12 protein-coding genes are annotated in these 20,929 nt (G+C 37.9%); 1 reads left to right on the forward strand and 11 read right to left on the reverse strand.

Annotated features, from left to right (window positions below):
• From DW963_RS10210 to DW963_RS10245, 9 genes are all read right to left on the reverse strand, one after another.
• Positions 1-1,100, reverse strand: a 1,100-nt coding sequence (locus tag DW963_RS10210; RefSeq protein ID WP_147347594.1) for an HAD-IA family hydrolase, incomplete at its 3' end; no start/stop codon positions are given.
• A 91-nt stretch (positions 1,101-1,191) separates the two neighbouring features.
• A complete protein-coding gene (locus tag DW963_RS10215) occupies positions 1,192-2,232 on the reverse strand; it encodes a glycosyltransferase family 2 protein (RefSeq protein ID WP_117915566.1) in 1,041 nt (346 codons plus the stop codon).
• Positions 2,233-2,367: 135 nt separating this feature from the next.
• Positions 2,368-2,544: a hypothetical protein gene (locus DW963_RS13330; protein ID WP_158568699.1), complete on the reverse strand. Its 177-nt coding sequence runs from the start codon at positions 2,542-2,544 to the stop codon at positions 2,368-2,370.
• A gap of 380 nt (positions 2,545-2,924) precedes the next feature.
• The gene (locus DW963_RS10220; RefSeq protein WP_117915568.1) at positions 2,925-5,660 is read right to left on the reverse strand and encodes a pectate lyase family protein; all 2,736 of its coding nucleotides are present in this window, start codon (positions 5,658-5,660) and stop codon (positions 2,925-2,927) included.
• 122 nt (positions 5,661-5,782) lie between these two features.
• Positions 5,783-5,992, reverse strand: coding sequence for a PD-(D/E)XK nuclease family protein (locus DW963_RS10225; protein ID WP_158567487.1), 210 nt, complete (start codon positions 5,990-5,992; stop codon positions 5,783-5,785).
• 5 nt (positions 5,993-5,997) lie between these two features.
• The gene (gene addA, locus DW963_RS10230; RefSeq protein WP_158568701.1) at positions 5,998-9,468 is read right to left on the reverse strand and encodes a helicase-exonuclease AddAB subunit AddA; all 3,471 of its coding nucleotides are present in this window, start codon (positions 9,466-9,468) and stop codon (positions 5,998-6,000) included.
• Positions 9,428-12,757, reverse strand: a complete 3,330-nt coding sequence (locus tag DW963_RS10235; protein ID WP_117915574.1) for a PD-(D/E)XK nuclease family protein — start codon at positions 12,755-12,757, stop codon at positions 9,428-9,430. The genes addA and DW963_RS10235 overlap by 41 nt, the downstream gene beginning before the upstream one ends.
• A gap of 96 nt (positions 12,758-12,853) precedes the next feature.
• A complete protein-coding gene (locus DW963_RS10240) occupies positions 12,854-16,627 on the reverse strand; it encodes a pectate lyase family protein (protein ID WP_117915576.1) in 3,774 nt (1,257 codons plus the stop codon).
• A gap of 321 nt (positions 16,628-16,948) precedes the next feature.
• On the reverse strand, positions 16,949-17,668 hold the full coding sequence (locus DW963_RS10245; protein WP_199665636.1) for a M15 family metallopeptidase: 720 nt from the start codon (positions 17,666-17,668) through the stop codon (positions 16,949-16,951).
• A 113-nt stretch (positions 17,669-17,781) separates the two neighbouring features.
• On the opposite strand from DW963_RS10245, the gene DW963_RS10250 reads away from it, so the two are divergent.
• Entirely contained in the window at positions 17,782-18,279 is a 498-nt protein-coding gene (locus DW963_RS10250; protein WP_117915578.1) for a hypothetical protein, read from the forward strand.
• 6 nt (positions 18,280-18,285) lie between these two features.
• Here DW963_RS10250 and hisS read toward each other — a convergent pair whose 3' ends face one another.
• Together hisS and purD are read right to left on the reverse strand one after the other, a co-directional pair.
• Positions 18,286-19,560, reverse strand: a complete 1,275-nt coding sequence (gene hisS, locus DW963_RS10255) for a histidine--tRNA ligase (protein WP_117915580.1) — start codon at positions 19,558-19,560, stop codon at positions 18,286-18,288.
• Positions 19,561-19,644: 84 nt separating this feature from the next.
• Entirely contained in the window at positions 19,645-20,919 is a 1,275-nt protein-coding gene (purD, locus tag DW963_RS10260; protein ID WP_055286313.1) for a phosphoribosylamine--glycine ligase, read from the reverse strand.
• Between the last annotated feature and the right edge of the window lie 10 nt (positions 20,920-20,929).

A 20,929-nucleotide genomic window follows, 5' to 3' on the forward strand; every position in this document is an offset into this window, starting at 1 on the left:
TCATCTAAAGTAAATCCATATTTTTCAATTTTATCTTTATAATCTAAAATCTCTAATCCCAAACTATCTAAAAGTTGCTCCATATTAGTTGTTGATAATAATGGAGATTCCTTTATTACACTCTCTAAACTACTATCCTTACAATATGATGGTACTCTTAAGCTTCTTCTGGATGCCTCAAAATATTTATCTGGTATATCATTATTATATTCTAATTCGCGATATACTTTTTCCATTATATATCCATCTCTTGCCATAAAATAGACTTCTTGTATTCCCTCTCTTTTCATGTCTTCATACATCCATTTTATAAAGCCATATAATACAGGGCCAAATCTTTCATATCCAAAATTATAAAAATAATCTTTATAGGCATCATGATTGTTATTTAAAAAAGCATTCAAAAACTGCCCTTTGTCTCTATCAATTATATATTTCCTTGGCAAACGATATGTATTTGTTTTAATTTTATAGGATTTTAATCCTAATTTTTTAGGTGATATATAATCAGCCATAAAATTATTTCCTACATGGCACATATTTTTACATCCATATTTTGATAATACATATTTGAACAATTCTCCATCAGCTTTGCTTTTACCAATCTCATTAGATATTATAAGTTCTTCATATCCTATAATATTGTTTTTCTCAAGAATTGATTCAATAACTTCTTTGCAAAGATACATATCTGATATTAAGAACACGCGTTTATTTTTCACAATCTTATTATATATATCAATCATATCTTTGTTGGCAATACACAAATTTCTTTCATATTCAATTTCAGCCTTCATAAGGATATGCTTAGTATTATCATCGTAAGATTTCATCACTGTATATATATCTTTAAGAGTCACCTCAGCCGATACTCTTCTAGCTTCGATTTCTGCTCTGATTCTATTCTTACAAAAGTCATTATATCCAAGACATTTCTCCATAAGCTCAAAAACATCTATTGGCTTAGGAACATTTCTCTTGATAAGTGTATCAAAAATATCAAATGCTACTTCGTCATATCTTTCAAGTCTATTTTCTAATTTTTTATAAGAAATTGTCTGAACATCATCTAATATGTCTTTTACTAAAGATTTTATCATTATTGTCGCTCCATATTATTATTGTATTAATTAATAACCTTTGCTTTATTCACTGATTTTGATTTTATTTTATAAAACAGGGATGTCATATTTACCTTGGCAAAACCAATAATCTTACCCATACATATACCTTGGCAAAACCAATAATCTTACCCATACATATACACAAAGTAACATTCTTAATTTTCATAGGAATCACAGCAATTGATAAAATTTTAGATTTTATCTTTCCTACTCTAATAGCTTTATAGCTAAGCTTATCATTTAATATATTTGAAATCATTTTCTTTTTATCTTCTTTGCTATTATTGCTTATCGCAATTTCTTGCACACACTGAACTAATCGAGAAGCATAATATCCATATATTATTTTTAGAATATCACTATTATTAACTTTCCAATGATGATAAACCTTCAAAACATGTTCAAATTGTTCTTTTCTCTTTTGATATAACATGTTATCAAAAACAGTCGTTGTTTCTGACCCCATTCTTGATCTAAAGAAATGATATCCCGAACTGCTACATATAGCCACTTTTTCAATATCCATAATTACTTCCATATTAAAATGCAAATCATCCCACTTTAGTTCTGGAAAACGAATATTATTTTTCATTATATAATCCGCTTTATATAACTTGTTCCATGGCACAGCAATCATCATATTATCAAAATAATTATGTAAATTATTTCTAACCATATTCTGTGTTTTGTAATCAAATTCAGGTGTTGAAACACTGTAACTATTACTTGTTCCATTCTCAAAATACTCCATTGTATACCCGGATATTACCATTTGAGCATCTGTTTTGACTGCAACGTTATACAGTTTCTCCAAATAATCTGATTCTAACCAGTCATCCGAATCAGGAAAATAAAACCATTCACCTGTAGCTATTTCTATTCCTTTATTTCTAGCGCTTGGTGCCCCACCATTTTCCTTATGTATAACTTTTACCCTTGAATCTTTACTTAAATATCCATCTGCTATTTTACCACACGAATCAGGAGATCCATCATCGACAATAATCAGTTCAAAATCTTCAAATGTTTGTTCAAGTATGCTATCGATACATTTGCCTAAATATTCTTCAACTTTATAGACAGGCGTAATAACACTTATCTTTGGCATAATAATTCCCCTCTCATTTTTTATTAATCTAAAAGTATATTATATACACAATTCTAATTATTATCAACAATTATATCGCTAATATAATCGAAAAAGCACACAGGTTTAACCCTGTGTGCTCCATATAACAGTTAATTACTTTGTTGTTTTAACATTCATCATTGCACTTCTTGTTACATTTCCAGCGGCATCCTTTACGTCTATATAAAACTCTCTGTCTCCTGCCGTTCCTGCTGTCCATGTTATTGTATTGTTACTATTGAAGTTCTGTACAAGTCCCCATGTCTTTGTTGTTCTATTATATACAACCATCTTATATGTGTAACCTGACTCTCCTCCAATTCCTTCTGCTGTAAATGTTACCTTATCTCCAACCTTTGTTGTGTTAGCACTTACTGTTGTCTTTACTGAAAGCTTATCTGTTTTTCCTGTTCCAACTGTAACATTAAGTGCTTCACTTCTTGTTACATTTCCATATGCATCTTTTACATCTACATAGAATATTCTTGTTCCATCATTTCCTGCTGTCCATGTTATTGTATCATTTGAGCTGAAATCCTGTAACTTAAACCACTGATTTGTTGCTGGATTAAAGATTATAAATTTATATGTGCATCCTGCTCCAACATTTGACTGGGCTTTAAGTGTAAGCTTTCCTCCAGCTTCTACTGATGTCTCTCCTGTAAGTGTAGCTATTGCTTCATCTTAACATTGAGCATCTCACTTCTTACTATATTTCCTTCTGCATCTTTTACATCTACATAAAACTCTCTGTCTCCAGCGCTTCCCTTTGTCCATGTACATGTATTATCACTACTGAAATTCTGTATAAGTCCCCATGTCTTTGTTGTTCTGTTATACACGATAAACTTATATGTATATTCTTCTTTTCCACCTGTAGCTTCAGCTGTAAATGTTATATCGTTATCTGTTTCTGCCATTGTAACACTTATTGCTAATGGCTCTTCTTCTGTTCCTGTTGCTGGAATCTCTGTTACATCTGTCTTTGCATCACATACTGTACAATGATGACTCTTGCTTCCTGGTGTTGTATCTGTTGGAGCTACATCAATTGTCCACTCTGTGCTGAACTTATGTCCAGTTGCTGGGATTGCTTCTGTGTATGTCTTCTTGTCACATGTTCCTGTTGTAGATGTACATGTATATGTAAGCACTCCTGCCTCTGTACATGTTGCTTCCTTTGTTACTTTTGATACATAGTTATGTGTATGTGTCTCTTCTGTTGTTCCATCTGGTGTATATACCATATAGAAGAGATTCATTGTATCTCCCTTTGTTATCTCTACACTTCCAGCGTTAACATCTACTGATACAATACCATTTGAATCAGATGCATACTTTGTACCATTTACCTTTATAGACTTACTTGCTTCTGCAAATACAAGTGTAAGTTTACCCTTTGCTGTAGCAGTAAACTTAATATTTGTTGCTGATTCTATCTTGAGACACTGTGTAAGTGTAAGTCCATTATATGTTACTGTGCCCTTATTAGTTGCAAGATTACCTGTTATTGCATAGAAATTACTTGTCTTTCCATCTGCTGTGAAGTTCTGTACATAGCTTCCCTCTGATGGGGCTGGTACATCTGGTGTATCTGTTGAACCCTTCTTAGGAATAACTTCTGTCTGCTTATCTCCACATACTGAACATGTACGGCTCTTAAGGCCTGTCTCTGTCTCTGTTGCTTCCTTTTCAATTACCCACTCACCATATGTATGTGTATGTGATTCACCTGATGTGCTTCCACCACCTACAGATACAAGAGATGTCTTGTAGTTGTTAAGTGCTGTCTTTAATGCTGTGTTAAGTGAATAGCTTGCATCATCAACACTGTTATCAAATGTCCACTTGAAGTCTCCTCCAGCAAGACGACCTGCCTCAGATGTTACAATTGATGGAACATCTGCAGGATTATCAATTGCTGATTCTTTAACACCTAAATCAACCTTTGTATCGAAATTAGAATATGTCTTTCCACCCTGTTTTGCTGAATATGTAGAAGGAACTGTTTCACTTCTTGATGTTGCAAGGTATGCATCGAAATCAGTTGCACTTGCACTTGTTGTGCCAGCATCTGAATTAGCATATATAACAGACTTCTGACCTTCCATGTAGTTATTGTATGCCTTGATGACACCACCATTCTCGCCTGAGAATATTCCGCCTGTAAGAACATCGCTGCCCTGCATTGAGCTGAGCATTGGATATGGACAATTTCTAAAGTAGTTAGCTTCTACAAATGCCTCACTGTCCTTAGCTGCACCAACACCATATTTAGCATTACCATCATAGTAATTGTTATATACATGAACTGACATTGTTCTGATACGAGGATGTCTTGAATCAGAATGATCAAACCAGTTATGGTGATATGTAATCCAGTTCTCACCTGATTCTGACTTCATACCACAAAGTGACATCTTTCCTGAATCCCAGAAATGATTGTAAGAAATTGTTACATACTGTGAATTATCCTTTAAGTCCATAGAGCCATCGCCCTTAGCCTGGTCACCATCTGAACCAGCATTACCATAAAATATATCGTTGTTATGTACCCATACACCAAGTGACTGCTTAAGAGTTATACCATCTCCATCTTTTCCACCGCCCCAGTTCATAAGGCCAAGATTTCTTACTTCAATGCTGCTTGACTGGAATGCAGCTACACCTGCTGTATATAATGTAGCATCATCACCAACACCTTCAAATGTTACGTTAGCTGCGCCTTTAACGCCAATAGCATATGCTGATCTCATATCTGAGCAAGAAAGTCCGCTTAATGTAACCTGACCGATAATACGGATAGCAACTGGCTGGCAGTTATTCTTAGTCTTAATTGCCTGTGTAATAGCTGATACACCTGTATATTCAGTGTTGCCAATCTTCATCTTAACTGTATTCTTATTAGCTTCTGTCACATAAAGTACAGATGCTCCTGACTTTAATGTACCATCATTGTTATATGCACCAACACCGTTCTTTGCTGGTGAATTACTTGAAAATGTAAATCCACTTCTGTCATATGCAGATACAGTCATTGTATTAGAAACTATAGCTTCAGCTTTATCTTCTTTTCCATTTACAACAGGAACAACCTTCATAACATAGTCGCCTGCTCTTAATCCAAGTGCATCTGCTCTCATGTATGATGGATACTTTCTTATAAGTTCATCATCTAACTGAACATATGCTGCATCTGATGCGCTGGCAGACTTAACATATACGTTATATCCAGTTGCTCCTGATACTGGAGTCCACTTAACATATGCTGTCTCAAACCAGCCGTTTGCTTCTGTTATTGCGCCAGAAGCTGCATGAACTGGCTGAATATCAGTAATTACGACTGATGCTAATGTCATAACTGCAACCAGTGCCACACTTAAAAACTTTTTTAATCTGTTTTTCATAGCTCTTCTCCTTTTTTTGCAATAATTAATTGTACATTTTGGATACCATGTATCCCAAAAACAAACCCATATTACCACTTATGCACAATAAAAACAAGAGTTCATATTAAATTTTCGTAAAATCAGTCAATTATTATCCCTTTTGCTAAAGCAAATGAATATATTATCTTCTCTTTGACACATTTCCCCGTCAATTGTGCTAAAGCTTTGGCATAATAATTAAGCTGGACTGCATACCTTTTCACAAGTTTCTGTGCTCCCTCAGCACTTTTATTAACCCGGTCGGTCTTATAATCAACAATCACAAGTTCTCCGTCCTCTTCAAAATACAAGTCAATTATGCCCTGTATAAGCTGTCCTCGTACTCAAATACAAAAGGCTGTTCTCTTCTGACACTGCCACAGTTCACCGCATTTGCAACTCTCCTGCCTATATCTGATTGTACAAATGTATATATATCCCATGGATTGACACTTTTCACCTGTAATTCATTCATCTTGCAGGTTTCTAACATCCTCTCAATATCGGATTTAACGCCTTCGAGGTTCACGCTCACTGAATAATCAAGACATTCCATAACCCTGTGATATGCGCTGCCTCGTTCATTAGCTGCAAGCTTTACTTCCTTGCCGCTTATAAATTTAGGAATTATTGAATTTGACAGTTCAACCATTGCTTCACTGTCTGTCTGCTCATCGTCTGCTTCCTTTTTAAGTGCTGTCTTCACAGATTCATCCATGTAAGCATTTTCCTCTGAATCATCATCCGCCTGCATAGCCTTAAGCTGCGAAACCGTCAGCTTCATCCTTCTGGCTGCGTTATCATCAGGAACATACTCCGGAAGCTCATCTAATAAAGGATAAGACACAGCTTCCATAATTTCATCAGCCAGTTCCCCAATTCTAACAGCATTCGCTTCACCAGCCATCTCCCCGGATTCATCCGCATCAGCCAAGGAATCCTCTCCGGCATCAACCATAACTTTAAAGCTGCCTTTCAATTTATCTGAATCCATAAGGCACACCGGCATTATCATATCAAGATAGTTCTTTATATTCTCACTGTCTGCGAAAGACAACATTCCATCTGCTTCAAGCTGCTTTGCACTTCCCCTGTATTTATCAAGTGTCTTGTCTGCATCTTTTACAACTCCAGTGATTATCAGTTTTTCCCTTGCTCTTGTCATTGCAACATAGAGAAGTCTCTCTTCCTCAGCTATCGACTCCCTTACAATTCTTCTTGCCATGGCACCTTTTATTATGGTAGGTGTCTTGGTTCTTCTTTTAAGGTCAACATAATCAACTGCAATTCCTAAGTTCTGGTCTACAAGCACCGGTGCTGTTGCATCCATAAAGTTAATGTTCTTATGCGCCCCAGCAAGTATTACAATAGGAAATTCAAGACCTTTACTCTTATGGATACTCATAATTCTTACAAGATTCTCATTATCAAGACTGGCAGCCCCCTCTGCAAAATCTTCGTCAAACTTCTTAAGTCTTTCAATATATCTTAAGAAATTAAACAGACCAGAATAACTTGACTTTCCATATCCCGCTGCTCTTTCCAGCAGGACATTTAAGTTAGCCTGTCTCTGCGTTCCGGCAGGCATTGTTCCCACATAATCGTAGTAGCCTGAATCATATATCATCTCCCAGCACAGATCATATAGTGACTCAACACTGCTCTTGTCTCGGTATTCTGTGAGCTTTGCAAGAAATAATGCACATTTGCCGGACAGCTGCTTAACATCCGTCTCCTGTATCTTATCTGCTCCGGCAAGCACTGCAACTGCTTTCAAATGTTCATACAGATTATTATGCACATTCTTATCCACATACTCTCTGCCAAGCTTTCTCACCATTCCAAGCTCTGCTGCCGTAAATCCTCCAAAATAAGACATCATCGCCGCCGCAAGGCTTATCTCTTGAACCGGATTATCTACTATTGTAAGCATGCTTAAGATTACCTGTATCTCACGCACGCTGAAATATCCTGTTGACGAATCTGTATACGCCGGTATCCCCCTGTCCATCAGGGCATCTGAAAATGTATCTGCCCAACCTGTAACTGACCTTGTAAGAATTACAATATCCCTGTATTCTGCCGGTCTGTATATATTCTCATCTGCATCATACACATTTACGCCAGAAGAAACTATTCCCTCAATCAGCTTTGCAAGCCTGTCTGCCTCAAGCTCTCTTGTCGTAGCTTCTTCTTCATTCTCTGAAGATATAAGAATAACGTCTGTACTCTTGTTGGCTTCATCACCGTAATTACTGTCACTATATTCAGGATATGGAAATCCTGCATTAAGCCTTACCGATTCGTCATACCCGATTCCTGAAAAATTCTTATTCATGATATGACTGAACACATCATTGGCACACTCAAGCACATTTTCCCGGCTTCGGAAATTCTTCTGTAATTCAATTCTTACATTATCGCCAGTCTCGCCGTATGTATCGTACTTCTCTATGAAAAGCTCCGGGCAGGCAAGACGGAACTTGTATATGCTCTGCTTTACATCTCCAACCATGTATATATTATTATTCACACCTGACAGTCTCGTCTTTGACACCGCATTAAGAATAACCTCCTGCAGCTGGTTGGAATCCTGATACTCGTCTATTAGTATTTCTTCAAATCTGTTTGCAAGCTTGTCAGCAGTCTCTGTGTACACAAGCTTTCCGTCTTCTTTCTTTACAAGTATTGAAAGTGCAAGATGTTCCATATCGTTAAAATCAATTATACCCTTCTCCCGCTTCACCTCCGAAACACGCTTTGCATACACCTTTGCCACTTTAAGAAGAGTCCGTATCTGAATACCTGCTCCCTGCATGTCTTCAAATATTCCATCATCGTCTTTTAAGAATATCTTGTCATTAAGCCGTCCTATATAATCTTTGAACAGCTTTCGCTGCCCCTTGACATATTCCTTAATATCCGGGTCTGCTCCTGCATCCTTCTTTCTTGACAGTGCTTCAAATGAAAATGTTCTTATCTTTCTGCCAAGCTCTCCAAAATCCTGTGAATTAATCATCTCATTAATTCCAAGCAGGTCAGACTGCAAAGCACTTGTATATGCTGCAGGTCCTGCCGGCTCAGAACAGATATCTACTAATCTGTTGTATTTATCACGGTAATCGAAAAGTGCATTTTTAATTGAATCATACAGCTCCTTAATTGCAGGATTATCGTAAGTCTCATCATCATAAACTAACATGCACTCGTCAAACCACTCATCAATCCACGGATTGCTTCTTGAAAAACGGTATATTTTATCTATAATGCTCACAAGCCCTGAATCGTCCCGTCCCATGCCAAATGCATCAACAAGATTAAAGAATTCTTCATCTGCTTCGGCATAGAATTCCTCAAGCACATCTTCTAACACATCATTTTCAATAAGCTTCTTCTCACCCTCGTCCATTATCCTGAACCCCGGGTCCAGATTAACCTCTGGAAAATGATTTCTGATTATCCATAGACAGAAACTGTCTATTGTCGTTATCTGTGCATTGTTAAGCAGTGTTATCTGTCTTAAAAGGTTCACATCCCCCGGATTCTCGTCAAGCATTGAATCAAGTGCTTTTCTTATCTTGTCTTTCATCTGGGCTGCTGCCGCCTTTGTAAATGTAACAACAACCAGCCTGTCTATATCTATATTCTTGTCAGGGTCTGTAATCATGGAAATAATTCGCTCTACCAGAACAGCAGTCTTTCCTGAACCGGCAGCCGCCGAAACCAGCACATTACAGTCTCTTGTATCAATCGCGTTCTTCTGCGCCGGCGTCCATTTTCTTTCCATTCTCATCAACCCCTTCCTTTATATTATTCCATAATACTTCATCATCGAATTTCTTTAATTTTCTGTAATTGCAGCCTGGCAAATCCACTGAAAATCCGCACACTGCCCCATAAGGACATCTGTCACAGCTTGAAAACTGTCCGTCTTTATAAGGACTTCTCCTGATATCACCACCTGCAATTCTATCCGCGGTATCAACCGCCCTTACATCAACGAATCTTCCAAGCATGTTAAACTGTTCTGTATTCATCACCTTGCTTCTTCTTGAATCAAATCCGCCGTCAGCCTTTCTGCTCACTGGAATATTAAGTGATGTACCCCCGGTATTGTCCATTTTCTCGGCAATATCCTTATCAGAATTGACCATTCCTTTAAGACGCAGTTCACCCTTAATCTTATCCTCTATCTCTTCCGCACTCTCATTAGTTGCAGATACAATCGGGTCGCTTATGTTATAGTAGAATACTCCGGCAGGAAGCACATTTTTACCCGGACGCATCTTTGCCACAAGCTTCATCGCCGCTTCCATGTAGACCATAAGCTGGATATCAATTCCGTAGTAGGTCTTTACTATGTTGAAATCCTTCTTTCCAGTCTTGTAATCAATAATCCTGACATACACATCTGTGTCGTTCTCACATATGTCCACGCGGTCAATTGTTCCGCTCATAAGCTGCTTTCTGTCTCCGTCTCCGACTTCCATATTAAACTTATGCTCGAATACAAATGGCACGAAATCACCACATTTTAACTGCTCACCCATTGCCCATATAGTACGGTCTGCAAGGTCTTCCATTCGCTTAATCATGAATGAATTACGGCTTGAATCCTTAAGGATACTGTTCTGGTATATGTCAGTAATTGCAGAAACACTTCTTTTTACCATCTCGCGGCGCTTCTCCTCTGATATCAGATAGTACGACTCACCGTTTTTCTTGATTTCATCGCACACCTCACGGATAACCGCATGCAATACGACGCCGAAGTTTACTGGTGAAAATGTGAATTCTTCCCGTTCCTTTAAATCAACTCCATACCTCAGGTAATATCTCAATGGACACTCTGCAAAATTCTCAAAAGAAGTTACGCTTCCGACAAGCCTTCCGCCCGTAAGTGAATCAATAATATCCTCATCTACATTTGCAGCAGTTTCAGTCTGTTCATAGCTGTAAGCCGCATGTGGTATTGTTACATAAGAATTCTGCTGTGCTGTGTCTTTGTAAGATAACTTAAGGCACTGTGGAAACATTTTTCTCATGCTTCTTATAATGTAAGATGGCATAAGTGCTGCACCCTCACTGTTTTTCACAGCATATGACATGTACAGCTTTTCCGCACTCTTCGTCATAATAAGATACAGATAGAATCTCTGTGTAAATGCTTTCTCTCTTACGGAAGCGGACATAACAATCCCCTTATCCTCAAGATATTCCCTGTCGCTTTCTGACAGAATGCTTCTTGAATCAGCTTTCTTAGGGACGTTGCCGTCATTGATTCCGACAAAGAACATGACCTTGATATTGTCAAGACGGGTTCTTTCTATATCACCTATAACAACACAGTCATTGGTCTGCGGAATAAGTCCTATCTTAATCTCCTGAAATCCTGACGCAAGTATTTTATTAAATTCTTTAATACCAACCTTCTCGCTTCCAAGAAGAGCATACATTTTATCTAATACTTCTATAACTTTCTTATATAACTGCGCATATTCATCACCAGTGTACTCGCTGTCATTAAGCGCACTTACCTTATGCTCCATATTTTCACGCACAAGAAACTCATAAAGTGCCTTTACCATATCAGCAACATTTGATTCCTTTGACTTTAGCACTTCTTCCAATGGGTCCAACATATCCGTTATCATTGTTCTTAGTGAATTAAGCTTCTCCAGGTCAGTATTATTGACCGTTCCCCTGAACTTTCTTATCCACGGTTCATGCCACTTTCCCCTGCCTCTGATTCCAACCGCAACACAGTAATTGTCTAACAGATCAATATCTTCGCGCTCCATTCCGCTCATTCCGGTTCTAAGGAATCCTAAAATGCTGTCATAGCTGTAATTATTATCAATTATTCCAAGTGCGCCGTTAATTGCCGCAATGAATGGATTGTCAGTCACATGGCGTTTGTAATCAAGGAAATACGGTATATCATTCTGCTTTAATATATTAGCCGCCAGCTTTCCGTAGCCGTCCATGTCCGCAGTAACTACCGCAATCTCATTATATCTGTATCCACATAGTCTTGTAAGTCTTATTATTTCTCCTGCTGCAAATGTTAATTCTTCCCTGGCAACAGCTCCCTCATATATAACGATATTGTCAGTCTTCTGGTTAAATCTTCCCGCATTGTTTCTAAAAAGGTTCTGTTCAAGAAAATCCAATTCTATTGAATTCTTAAACCTTGAATTGATGTTCACAGTTATATTCTTTCCCGGAATCTCCCTATCCGCAATATACACAGGTTCAAGAATCTTTACATGTCCTTCATCACATATCTTATAAAGCTTTGATACACAGTCCTTACTCATGAAAAAGAGTTCTTCCCTGCCTCTTACTGAATTTTCACGCTCTGATGCATCAATTGTCAGAGAAACATATATCTTCGGACACATTGATAAAAGAATTGTCAGTAAATTATACTGAACCGGAGTAAAACCTGTGAATCCGTCAAATGCTATCTCGCAATTCTTTATTCTCTCTGACTCTGCAACCTTACTGCATAATTTATCCAATATTTCTTCTTTAGTTATATAGTTTTTGTCTATGTACTCGGCAAACGCATTGTATACAAGTACGATATCATCAAGCTTATACTGAAGTGCTGCACTTCCCTCTGAATCACTGTATGCTGCACCTGCCGCATCCTGCATAACATCCGGCTTGATATCATACTGAAGCATCTCCGATATAACAGACTTAATCTCTGACACAAATCCTGTATTAGACAGATTACTTCCAAAATATTTTAATCTGTCCTTGTTCTGCTCCAAAACTCTTTTAATAATCAGATTCTTTCCTGTGTCATCAAGAACTTCAAGATTGTCCTCGCCCACTTCCTCAAATACTTTATATGCAAGTCTTTCAAAACTCACAACATCTATATTAAGGATTCCCTTTCTTGGGTGCATGGACACCAGTCTTTTCTGAATTGCCATAGTGTACTGCTCTGGCACAACAACTATATAATTCCTGTCAGGATTCTTCATTGACTCATCAATTATATGTGTATACAGATGGTGTGATTTTCCCGCACCAGAACTGCCTAGAATTAATTGTAGTGACATGTGTTACTCCCCTTTTTACATTTTTATTAGTATAACACATTCTCGCAAAATAAAAAGCACACAGGTTTAACCCTGTGTGCTCCATATAACAGTTAATTACTTTGTTGTTTTAACATTCATCATTGCACTTCTTGTTACATTTCCAGCGGCATCCTTTACGTCTATATAAAACTCTCTGTCTCCTTCTGTTCCTGCTGTCCATGTTATTGTATTGTTGCTATTAAAGTTCTGTACAAGTCCCCATATCTTTGTTGTTCTATTATATACAACCATCTTATATGTGTATCCTGACTCTCCTCCATTTCCTTCTGCTGTGAATGTTAACTTGTCTCCTACCTTTGTTGTTGTAGCACTTACTGTTGTCTTTATTGTAAGCTTATCTGCACTTCCTGTTCCTATCTTAACATTAAGTGCCTTACTTCTTGTTACATTTCCTGCTGCATCTTTTACATCTACATAGAATATTCTTGTTCCATCATTTCCTGCTGTCCATGTTATTGTATCATTTGAGCTGAAATCCTGTAACTTAAACCACTGATTTGTTGCTGGATTAAAGATTATAAATTTATATGTGCATCCTGCTCCAACATTTGACTGGGCTTTAAGAGTAAGTTTTTCACCTGCTCCTATTGCTTCTTTTCCTGTAAGTGTTGCTTCTGCTGTCATCTTTACATTAAGCATCTCGCTTCTTACTATGTTTCCTTCAGCATCTTTTACATCTACATAAAACTCTCTGTCTCCAGCACTTCCTTTTGTCCATGTACATGTATTATTACTACTAAAATTCTGTACAAGTCCCCAGGTCTTTGTTGTTCTGTTATACACTATAAACTTATATGTATAACCTTCTTTTCCACCTGTAGCCTCTGCTGTAAATGTTACATTAGCTTCTGTTTCTGTCTTTGTTACGCTTATTGCTAATGGTTCTTCTACAACTCCTGTTGCTGGTATCTCTGTTACATCTGTCTTCGCATCACATACTGTACAATGGTGGCTCTTACTTCCTGGTGTTGTCTCTGTTGGCTCAACATCTATTGTCCACTCTGTGCTGAAGCTGTGTCCCTTTGCTGGTATTGCTTCTGTGTATGTCTTCTTGTCACATGTTCCTGTTGTAGATGTACATGTATATGTAAGCACTCCTGCCTCTGTACATGTTGCTTCCTTTGTTACTTTTGATACATAGTTATGTGTATGTGTCTCTTCTGTTGTTCCATCTGGTGTGTATACCATATAGAAAAGATTGATTGCATCTCCCTTTGTTACAGTTACAGCACCCTTTGCAACATCTACTGTTACTGTACCATCACTGCCAACTTTTGCTTCTGTACCGTTAATCTTTACACTCTTGCCAGAAGCTGCCGTTGTTCCGCCAAATACAAGTGTAAGCTTTCCAGCAGATGGTGCTGTAAAACTTATATTAGTCCTGCTTTCCATCTTAAGACATGTTGTAAGTGTAAGTCCATTATATGTTACTGATCCCTTACTATCTGATGTACTTCCTGTAATACTATAGAAATCACTTGTCATTCCTGAAGCTGTGAAATTCTGTACATAGCTTCCTTCTGATGGTGCTGGTACATCCGGCTCACTTCCCTTAACTGGAATAACTGCTGTTTGATCAGCCCCACATACTGTACAAGTATGTCTCTTAAGACCTGTCTCTGTCTCTGTTGCTTCCTTTTCAACTACCCACTCACCATATGTATGAGCAGTCTTTGGAATTGACTCTGTATATGTCTTCTTATCACATGTTCCATTAGTTGCTATACATGTATATGTAATAACGCCTTCTTCTGCACATGTAGCCTGCTTAGTTACCTCTGATACATAATGATGATAATGTGCATTAGGATCAGCCGCATTAATTGTAATTGAATTAATAGTCATCTCCTTAAATGTTCCTGCTGCCGGATTAACTCCATTGCTGCCTGACTGAATATTACATGGCATAATCATATATGTTCCAGCTGGAAGTCCTGTAACAGTACCACTTCCTACCTGGAAGCACTCACCAGACTCATTAACAAGGCATCCAGTTGTTGTTAATGCTTCTGATGCAAATGATACAGTAACATCAACTGTTCCACCCACTGTAAATGCATATACTGTCTTGCTAATCTTTCCTGGTGCTGCTGTATATGGATATTCAGAGATATTAATTGGTGTTACGCCAGGTGCACAATATGATAATAATGAGCACTCTGATGTAGTAACTTCCCCTGATGTCTTAACATTCTCTGGCATACAACCATTATATGCCTTAAGAACCTTAGCTGCATCTGTGACGCTTGTCTGTAACTGATAATCACCACTTGGAATGTATGAAAGTGATGCATTTGTATCAAAATTCTCATATTTGTTACCAGATGTAACCTTTGTTGACTTATCTGTAACAACTGTTCCTGTCATCGATCCAATACAAGATGAGAATGAATCATTATAACTCTTAATTGCTCCAGATCTTACATCCATTGGATTCTTTGTCATGAAAAATAAATTGTATTCTGAATATATATAAGCATTAGCTCTTGTATTCATAGCATAATCTGTTGTTCCAATAAACTGGTTATTGTAGAAATGCATATTTGCCTGACGTCCAAGAGGCTGTCTTGCCGCACATCCCTTCCAGATATTGTGATGATATGTAAGATTATACTGTAATGATGTATCTGATGAACCAACAAGGTTAGTCTTATGGCATCCTTCAAAGTAGTTATATGAAACTGTTAAATATTCACCACGCTTGAAATCACAAGAACCGTCACCTTCAGCTTTATCTGATTCTGCAGGTCCTGTTATAGAAGGGCTGTAAAACTCATTGTTGTGGATCCAGCATCTTTCAACTGGAGCTGTTATAACAGAGCCATCCTGAACACCTTCCATACCAATAGCATCTTCTGGCTGATTCATAAATGTGAGGTTACGAACCTCAAAGCTCTTTCCTAATCCAGCTGCTGTTGTTGATGTCTCAGACATAAAATGAATTCCCCATCCATCCATAGCTGCATCTGTACCAACACCTTCAATTGTTACATCCTTTGCTGACTTCATACGTGCCATATGACCATTGTCGCCAATACTTCCACCATAATCATTACAATCATAATCTGTAAGGCCATCAATAAGTCCTGCATTAGCTGCTGCCCATGTTCCTGTCTTATAAAGACCAGACTCTGATACTGCTCCGACCATACGAATTACTAATGGTATATTATTCTCAGCAAGTAACTGGAGAATACCCTGATTAGTATTACCCTTACCGTAATATGTCTTTCCTTTCGATACCTTCTTACACTCTGTCTCATGACCTGCTTCACCACATGCCTTACCGACTGAGTTAAGAATATTACCAATGCCTGAAACTGTTACTCCACCATAAGAAAGTGTAACTGTGTTCTTGTTTTCATCTGTTACATAAAGAACAATTGCATTATCCTTTAATGTTCCGTCATCATTATATGCACCTACACCATCAGTATAATTGTAATGCGCATATCCAGATCTGTCCTGTTCATTAACCTCAATACCTGACTGTGTATATGTGCCAGTCTTTGTTGTTACAGTAAGAGTATATGTGCCTGGCTTTAATCCCATAACATCGACTCTTACACCATCGCTTGTATCTCTGACAAGGTACTCAAAATCTTCACCTGTAAGAGATCCGCTTACTGGACCTGAATAAGATACTGCTGTTACATCTGCGTCCTTAACGCCTTTGATTGTAGCATACATCATTTCATTCCAGCCCCCAACTGTAGTAAAACTTGTAGCAGAGGCTGCATAAGTCATACTAGGTGCTGCTATTGCAAGATTACTTACTACTAATAATCCAGCAACCACCTTTGCAAAAACTTTTCTAATTTTTTGCATAATAGCTCTTCTCCTTTATATTATTTTTAAAATGCATTGAATTGTCTATTGTGAACATATACAACTCAAAACTTGCATTAATGTTAACACTTTTACACAGATTATTCAAGCTTTATTCATACTTTATTCACATTCCTATATACAAAAGAGGCGTTCTACCATCCAACAACATTATACCTCTTCTGCTAATTAATATTATATTTAACTCTTGATTCGTTAGCAATCCAGATAAGTGTCATAGAAGCCTCTAACTATCTCATTATATTATTACAGAAATGCTATCCTATATTCATCATAATACAGTTTTTTGTTATTTATTTTTTATGGGATGAAATTAACTGGTTCATACAAGTCTGTATCCGAATAATCCCACCATTCTCCCTTATAGCCTGTAAAGCCATTATTTTCCATAGTGTTCTGAAGAATCATCACATTCTTCACAGCTTCTTCATCAGCTATGTCTGCATAATTGCGGTCTGCTTTCAAGGAAAAAACATCAAATTCTGTAGGCATTGGAATCTCATCTCCATTAATGTCAACCATTGTTACATCTACCGTTCCACCAAGATTGTGTTTTCTCATTCCTTTTGCCGGATTAGCTACATAATTCGGATCTGGATACACTTCCCACAACTTTTCCTGCGCCTCAAATGGCCTGTATGCATCCCATATCTTCAGACTGTACCCAGAAGAATTCAGCTCTTTCTGCACATTTGCAAGTTTCTTAACTGTACCATATCTCAGGTATGCATCTGTGAAATCATATATTTTTACTCCTGTAAAATTATTTTCTGTTGCATACATTAATTCGACATATATATCCGGTATGTATTTTTTCACAAGTACATACTCATCATCTTCCAGTTCTTTTTCTGTTGTAGCTTCCTGTGTTGTAATTTCCTGTACTGCAATCTCCTGTATGTTCGCTGTCTCTGTTTCAAATGTATCATCTATTGTTACATTTTTCTTTTGTCCACACGCTGTCATGCCTGCCGCTATCAGCATTATTACTGCAAATATTTTGGTAAATCTACGGTTCATAATCATTCGTCTCTTTAATACATTTGTAATTAATATACCACATTTTAATCATAATCTTCTCATGTCTGCCATATATTTTGTAATAATGAATATGAAGGGCAGGTTTCTTTGTGATGAGTCAGACTAAAATCGTTGTTATTCCACTTAAAAAGCTCCTTATTGGAGCAGTTATCGCTGCTATTGTAATAGCATTTGTTATATTCGCTGTTATCCGTCTTGGCAGCAAGGATTCTGATAATTCCAGAAACACTACTCAGCCTAGGAGCAGCACTGTAAATGCTTCTGCTTCTTCTAATATTGAAACACCCCTTGATAATGCCGACGCTCCTAAATTCTGCCCCGGAGTATATACCGCTTCTATCCTGTTAGATGGCAATCCCGTTGACATCCAGGTCACAGTTGATTCTTCTAACATTAACAGCATTGAGCTTGTTAATCTTTCCGAGTCAATCACTACCATGTACCCTAAACTGGCGACTTCATTTGATGAAGTTGCTGCTAAAGTCATGGAAGCTGGCACAACCAACATAACCTATGATTCAGCCAACAGATATACATATTCCGTCTTTATAGAAGCAATAAGCGCAGCCCTTAAAAAGGCTGCGCCATAAAACTCACTAAAACAAGCTTATCTCGTCCCCATTGCTGACATTGACAAATCCTTTATATCCACGCTCTTCAAGCTTTCCGAGGAACTTACCCATCTTCTTAGGCTTTACATATAATGAGCATACCTTACCTTCTGCTCTGTATTTTTCTGCTATTGCATAGGCTTCCTTAACCTGTCCCTCATCATACATAACAGCAATCTTATCTGCTGATGCCTTAGTCTCAACGCCATTCTGCATAAGGATTGAGAAGATTCTCTCGAATCCGATTGAGAATCCAACAGCGCTTACCTGCTGTCCTAAGAACTTGCCAATAAGGTTGTCATATCTTCCACCACCTGCGATAGCACCCTTGAAATCAATACTTTCAACTTCAAATACAGTTCCTGTATAGTAGCCCTGACCTCTTACTAAAGAAAGGTCAAATACAACATCAAACTGACCGTCTGAAAGCTCATTTACTGTATTAATGATTCCTCTTACACTCTCTGCCGGAGCTTTATCATCCAGTATAGCTTCAACACTTTCAAGGCTTATCTCCTGTGCACTTGAAACACTTCCAAAGAATCCGATAAACTTCTCAATTGCAGCAGCATCAAAGCCCTTATCTGTAAGCTCAGCCTTAACACCATCAAGTCCGACCTTATCCATCTTGTCAAATGTAATGCACACACTGTCAAGCTGCTCCTCTGCAAATCCACAATTCTGAAGGAATGAACGGAGAAGTCTTCTGTCGTTAATCTTAACCTTGAAATTCTTCATGCCAATAGCCTTAAGGGCCTTGGTTGTTGTAAGAATAAGTTCAACCTCTGAATCTGTAGAATCAGAACCGATAATATCAATATCACACTGAACAAACTCACGAAGTCTGCCCTTCTGTGGTCTTTCAGCCCTGTACACTCTGTCCATCTGGATACATTTCATAGGAAGAGTAAGCTTGTCCTTGTTGTTAGCAAAGTAACGGCTGAGCGGAAGTGTAAGGTCATATCTTAATCCCATATCAGCAATTTCATTCTCACAGGCTGTTCCTGTCTTAGGATTTTCCTGAAGTGAACTTACAGCCTTCTCAAGCTTATCGCCTCTCTTCATAATCTTGAATATAAGATTTAAATTCTCACCACCATCACTCTTATCAAGGTTCTCAATATCCTCAATAATAGGTGTTGTAATGTGTTCAAATCCATTAGCAACATATACCTTTAATATCTCATTCTGAAGGTAATCCCTGATTTCAACCTCATTAGGAAGATAATCATTAGTACCCTTAACTGGTGTTATTTTCATAATTGTCTCCTCATTTACACACTAAGGCAGATAACCGGTATTCTCCAGCCATCTGCCCCCATTTTTAATACTTAAAATAACTGATTAAGCTTCATCAATTGCCTTACCAATATCATGTCTCATATATTTGTTATCGAAATCTACCCATTCAGTAGCTTCATAAGCCTTGGCTCTTGCTTCCTTAAGGTCCTTGCCAAGTGCTGTAACACCGAGAACTCGTCCTCCGTTAGTTACAACCTTGCCTTCTTCGTTGAATTTAGAACCTGCATGGAATAAGAAATAATCATCCTTACCCTTGAAATTTTCCATTCCCTTAATCTCGAAGCCCTTCTCGTATGCGAGTGGATATCCGTCAGAAGCAAGAATTACACATACACATGCGTTATCTTCAAACTGAAGGTCAACCTTATCAAGAGTTCCATCAATACAAGCCTCAAATACATCAACAATATCATTCTTCATTCTAGGAAGAACAACCTGTGCCTCAGGATCACCAAATCTTGCATTGTACTCAAGAACCTTTGGTCCCTTTGGAGTAAGCATAAGTCCAAAGAAGATAACTCCCTTAAATGGTCTGCCCTCACTCTTCATTGCATCAACAGTTGCCTGATAAATGTATTTCTTACAGAACTCATCAACTTCCTTAGTGTAGAAAGGTGATGGTGAGAAGTTACCCATTCCGCCTGTATTAAGCCCCTGATCACCATCCTTAGCTCTCTTATGATCCTGAGCTGATGACATAATCTTAATTGTATTACCATCAACAAATGAAAGTACTGAAACCTCACGGCCTGTCATGAATTCCTCAATGACAATAGTATCACCTGCTGTTCCGAATTTCTTGTCAAGCATAAGCTCATCAACACCTGCAAGTGCATCCTCTTTGTTCTCACAGATGAGAACACCCTTGCCAAGTGCAAGTCCGTCAGCCTTAAGAACGATAGGATACTCAGCAGTCTCAAGGTACTTCTTGGCCTCTTTGGCTGATGTAAATGTTTCATAAGCTGCTGTTGGAATATTGTATTTCTTCATAAGGTCCTTAGAAAATGCCTTAGATCCTTCAAGAATAGCTGCATTTTTTCTTGGTCCGAATACTCTTAAGCCCTCTGCCTCGAATACATCAACGACACCGCCGACAAGTGGGTCGTCCATACCGATAACAGTAAGGTCAATGCTGTTTTCCTTAGCAAATGCTACAAGCTTCTCAAACTCCATTGCCTTAATATCAACACACTCTGCAAGTTCTGCAATTCCCGCATTACCCGGTGCACAGTATATCTTGTCAACCTTAGGACTCTTGCTTAACTTCCAGCATATTGCATGCTCTCTTCCGCCGCTGCCTACAACTAATACTTTCATCTTAATTCCT

Source organism: Eubacterium sp. AM46-8, from assembly GCF_003466705.1.
Lineage (GTDB): Bacteria > Bacillota > Clostridia > Lachnospirales > Lachnospiraceae > Lachnospira.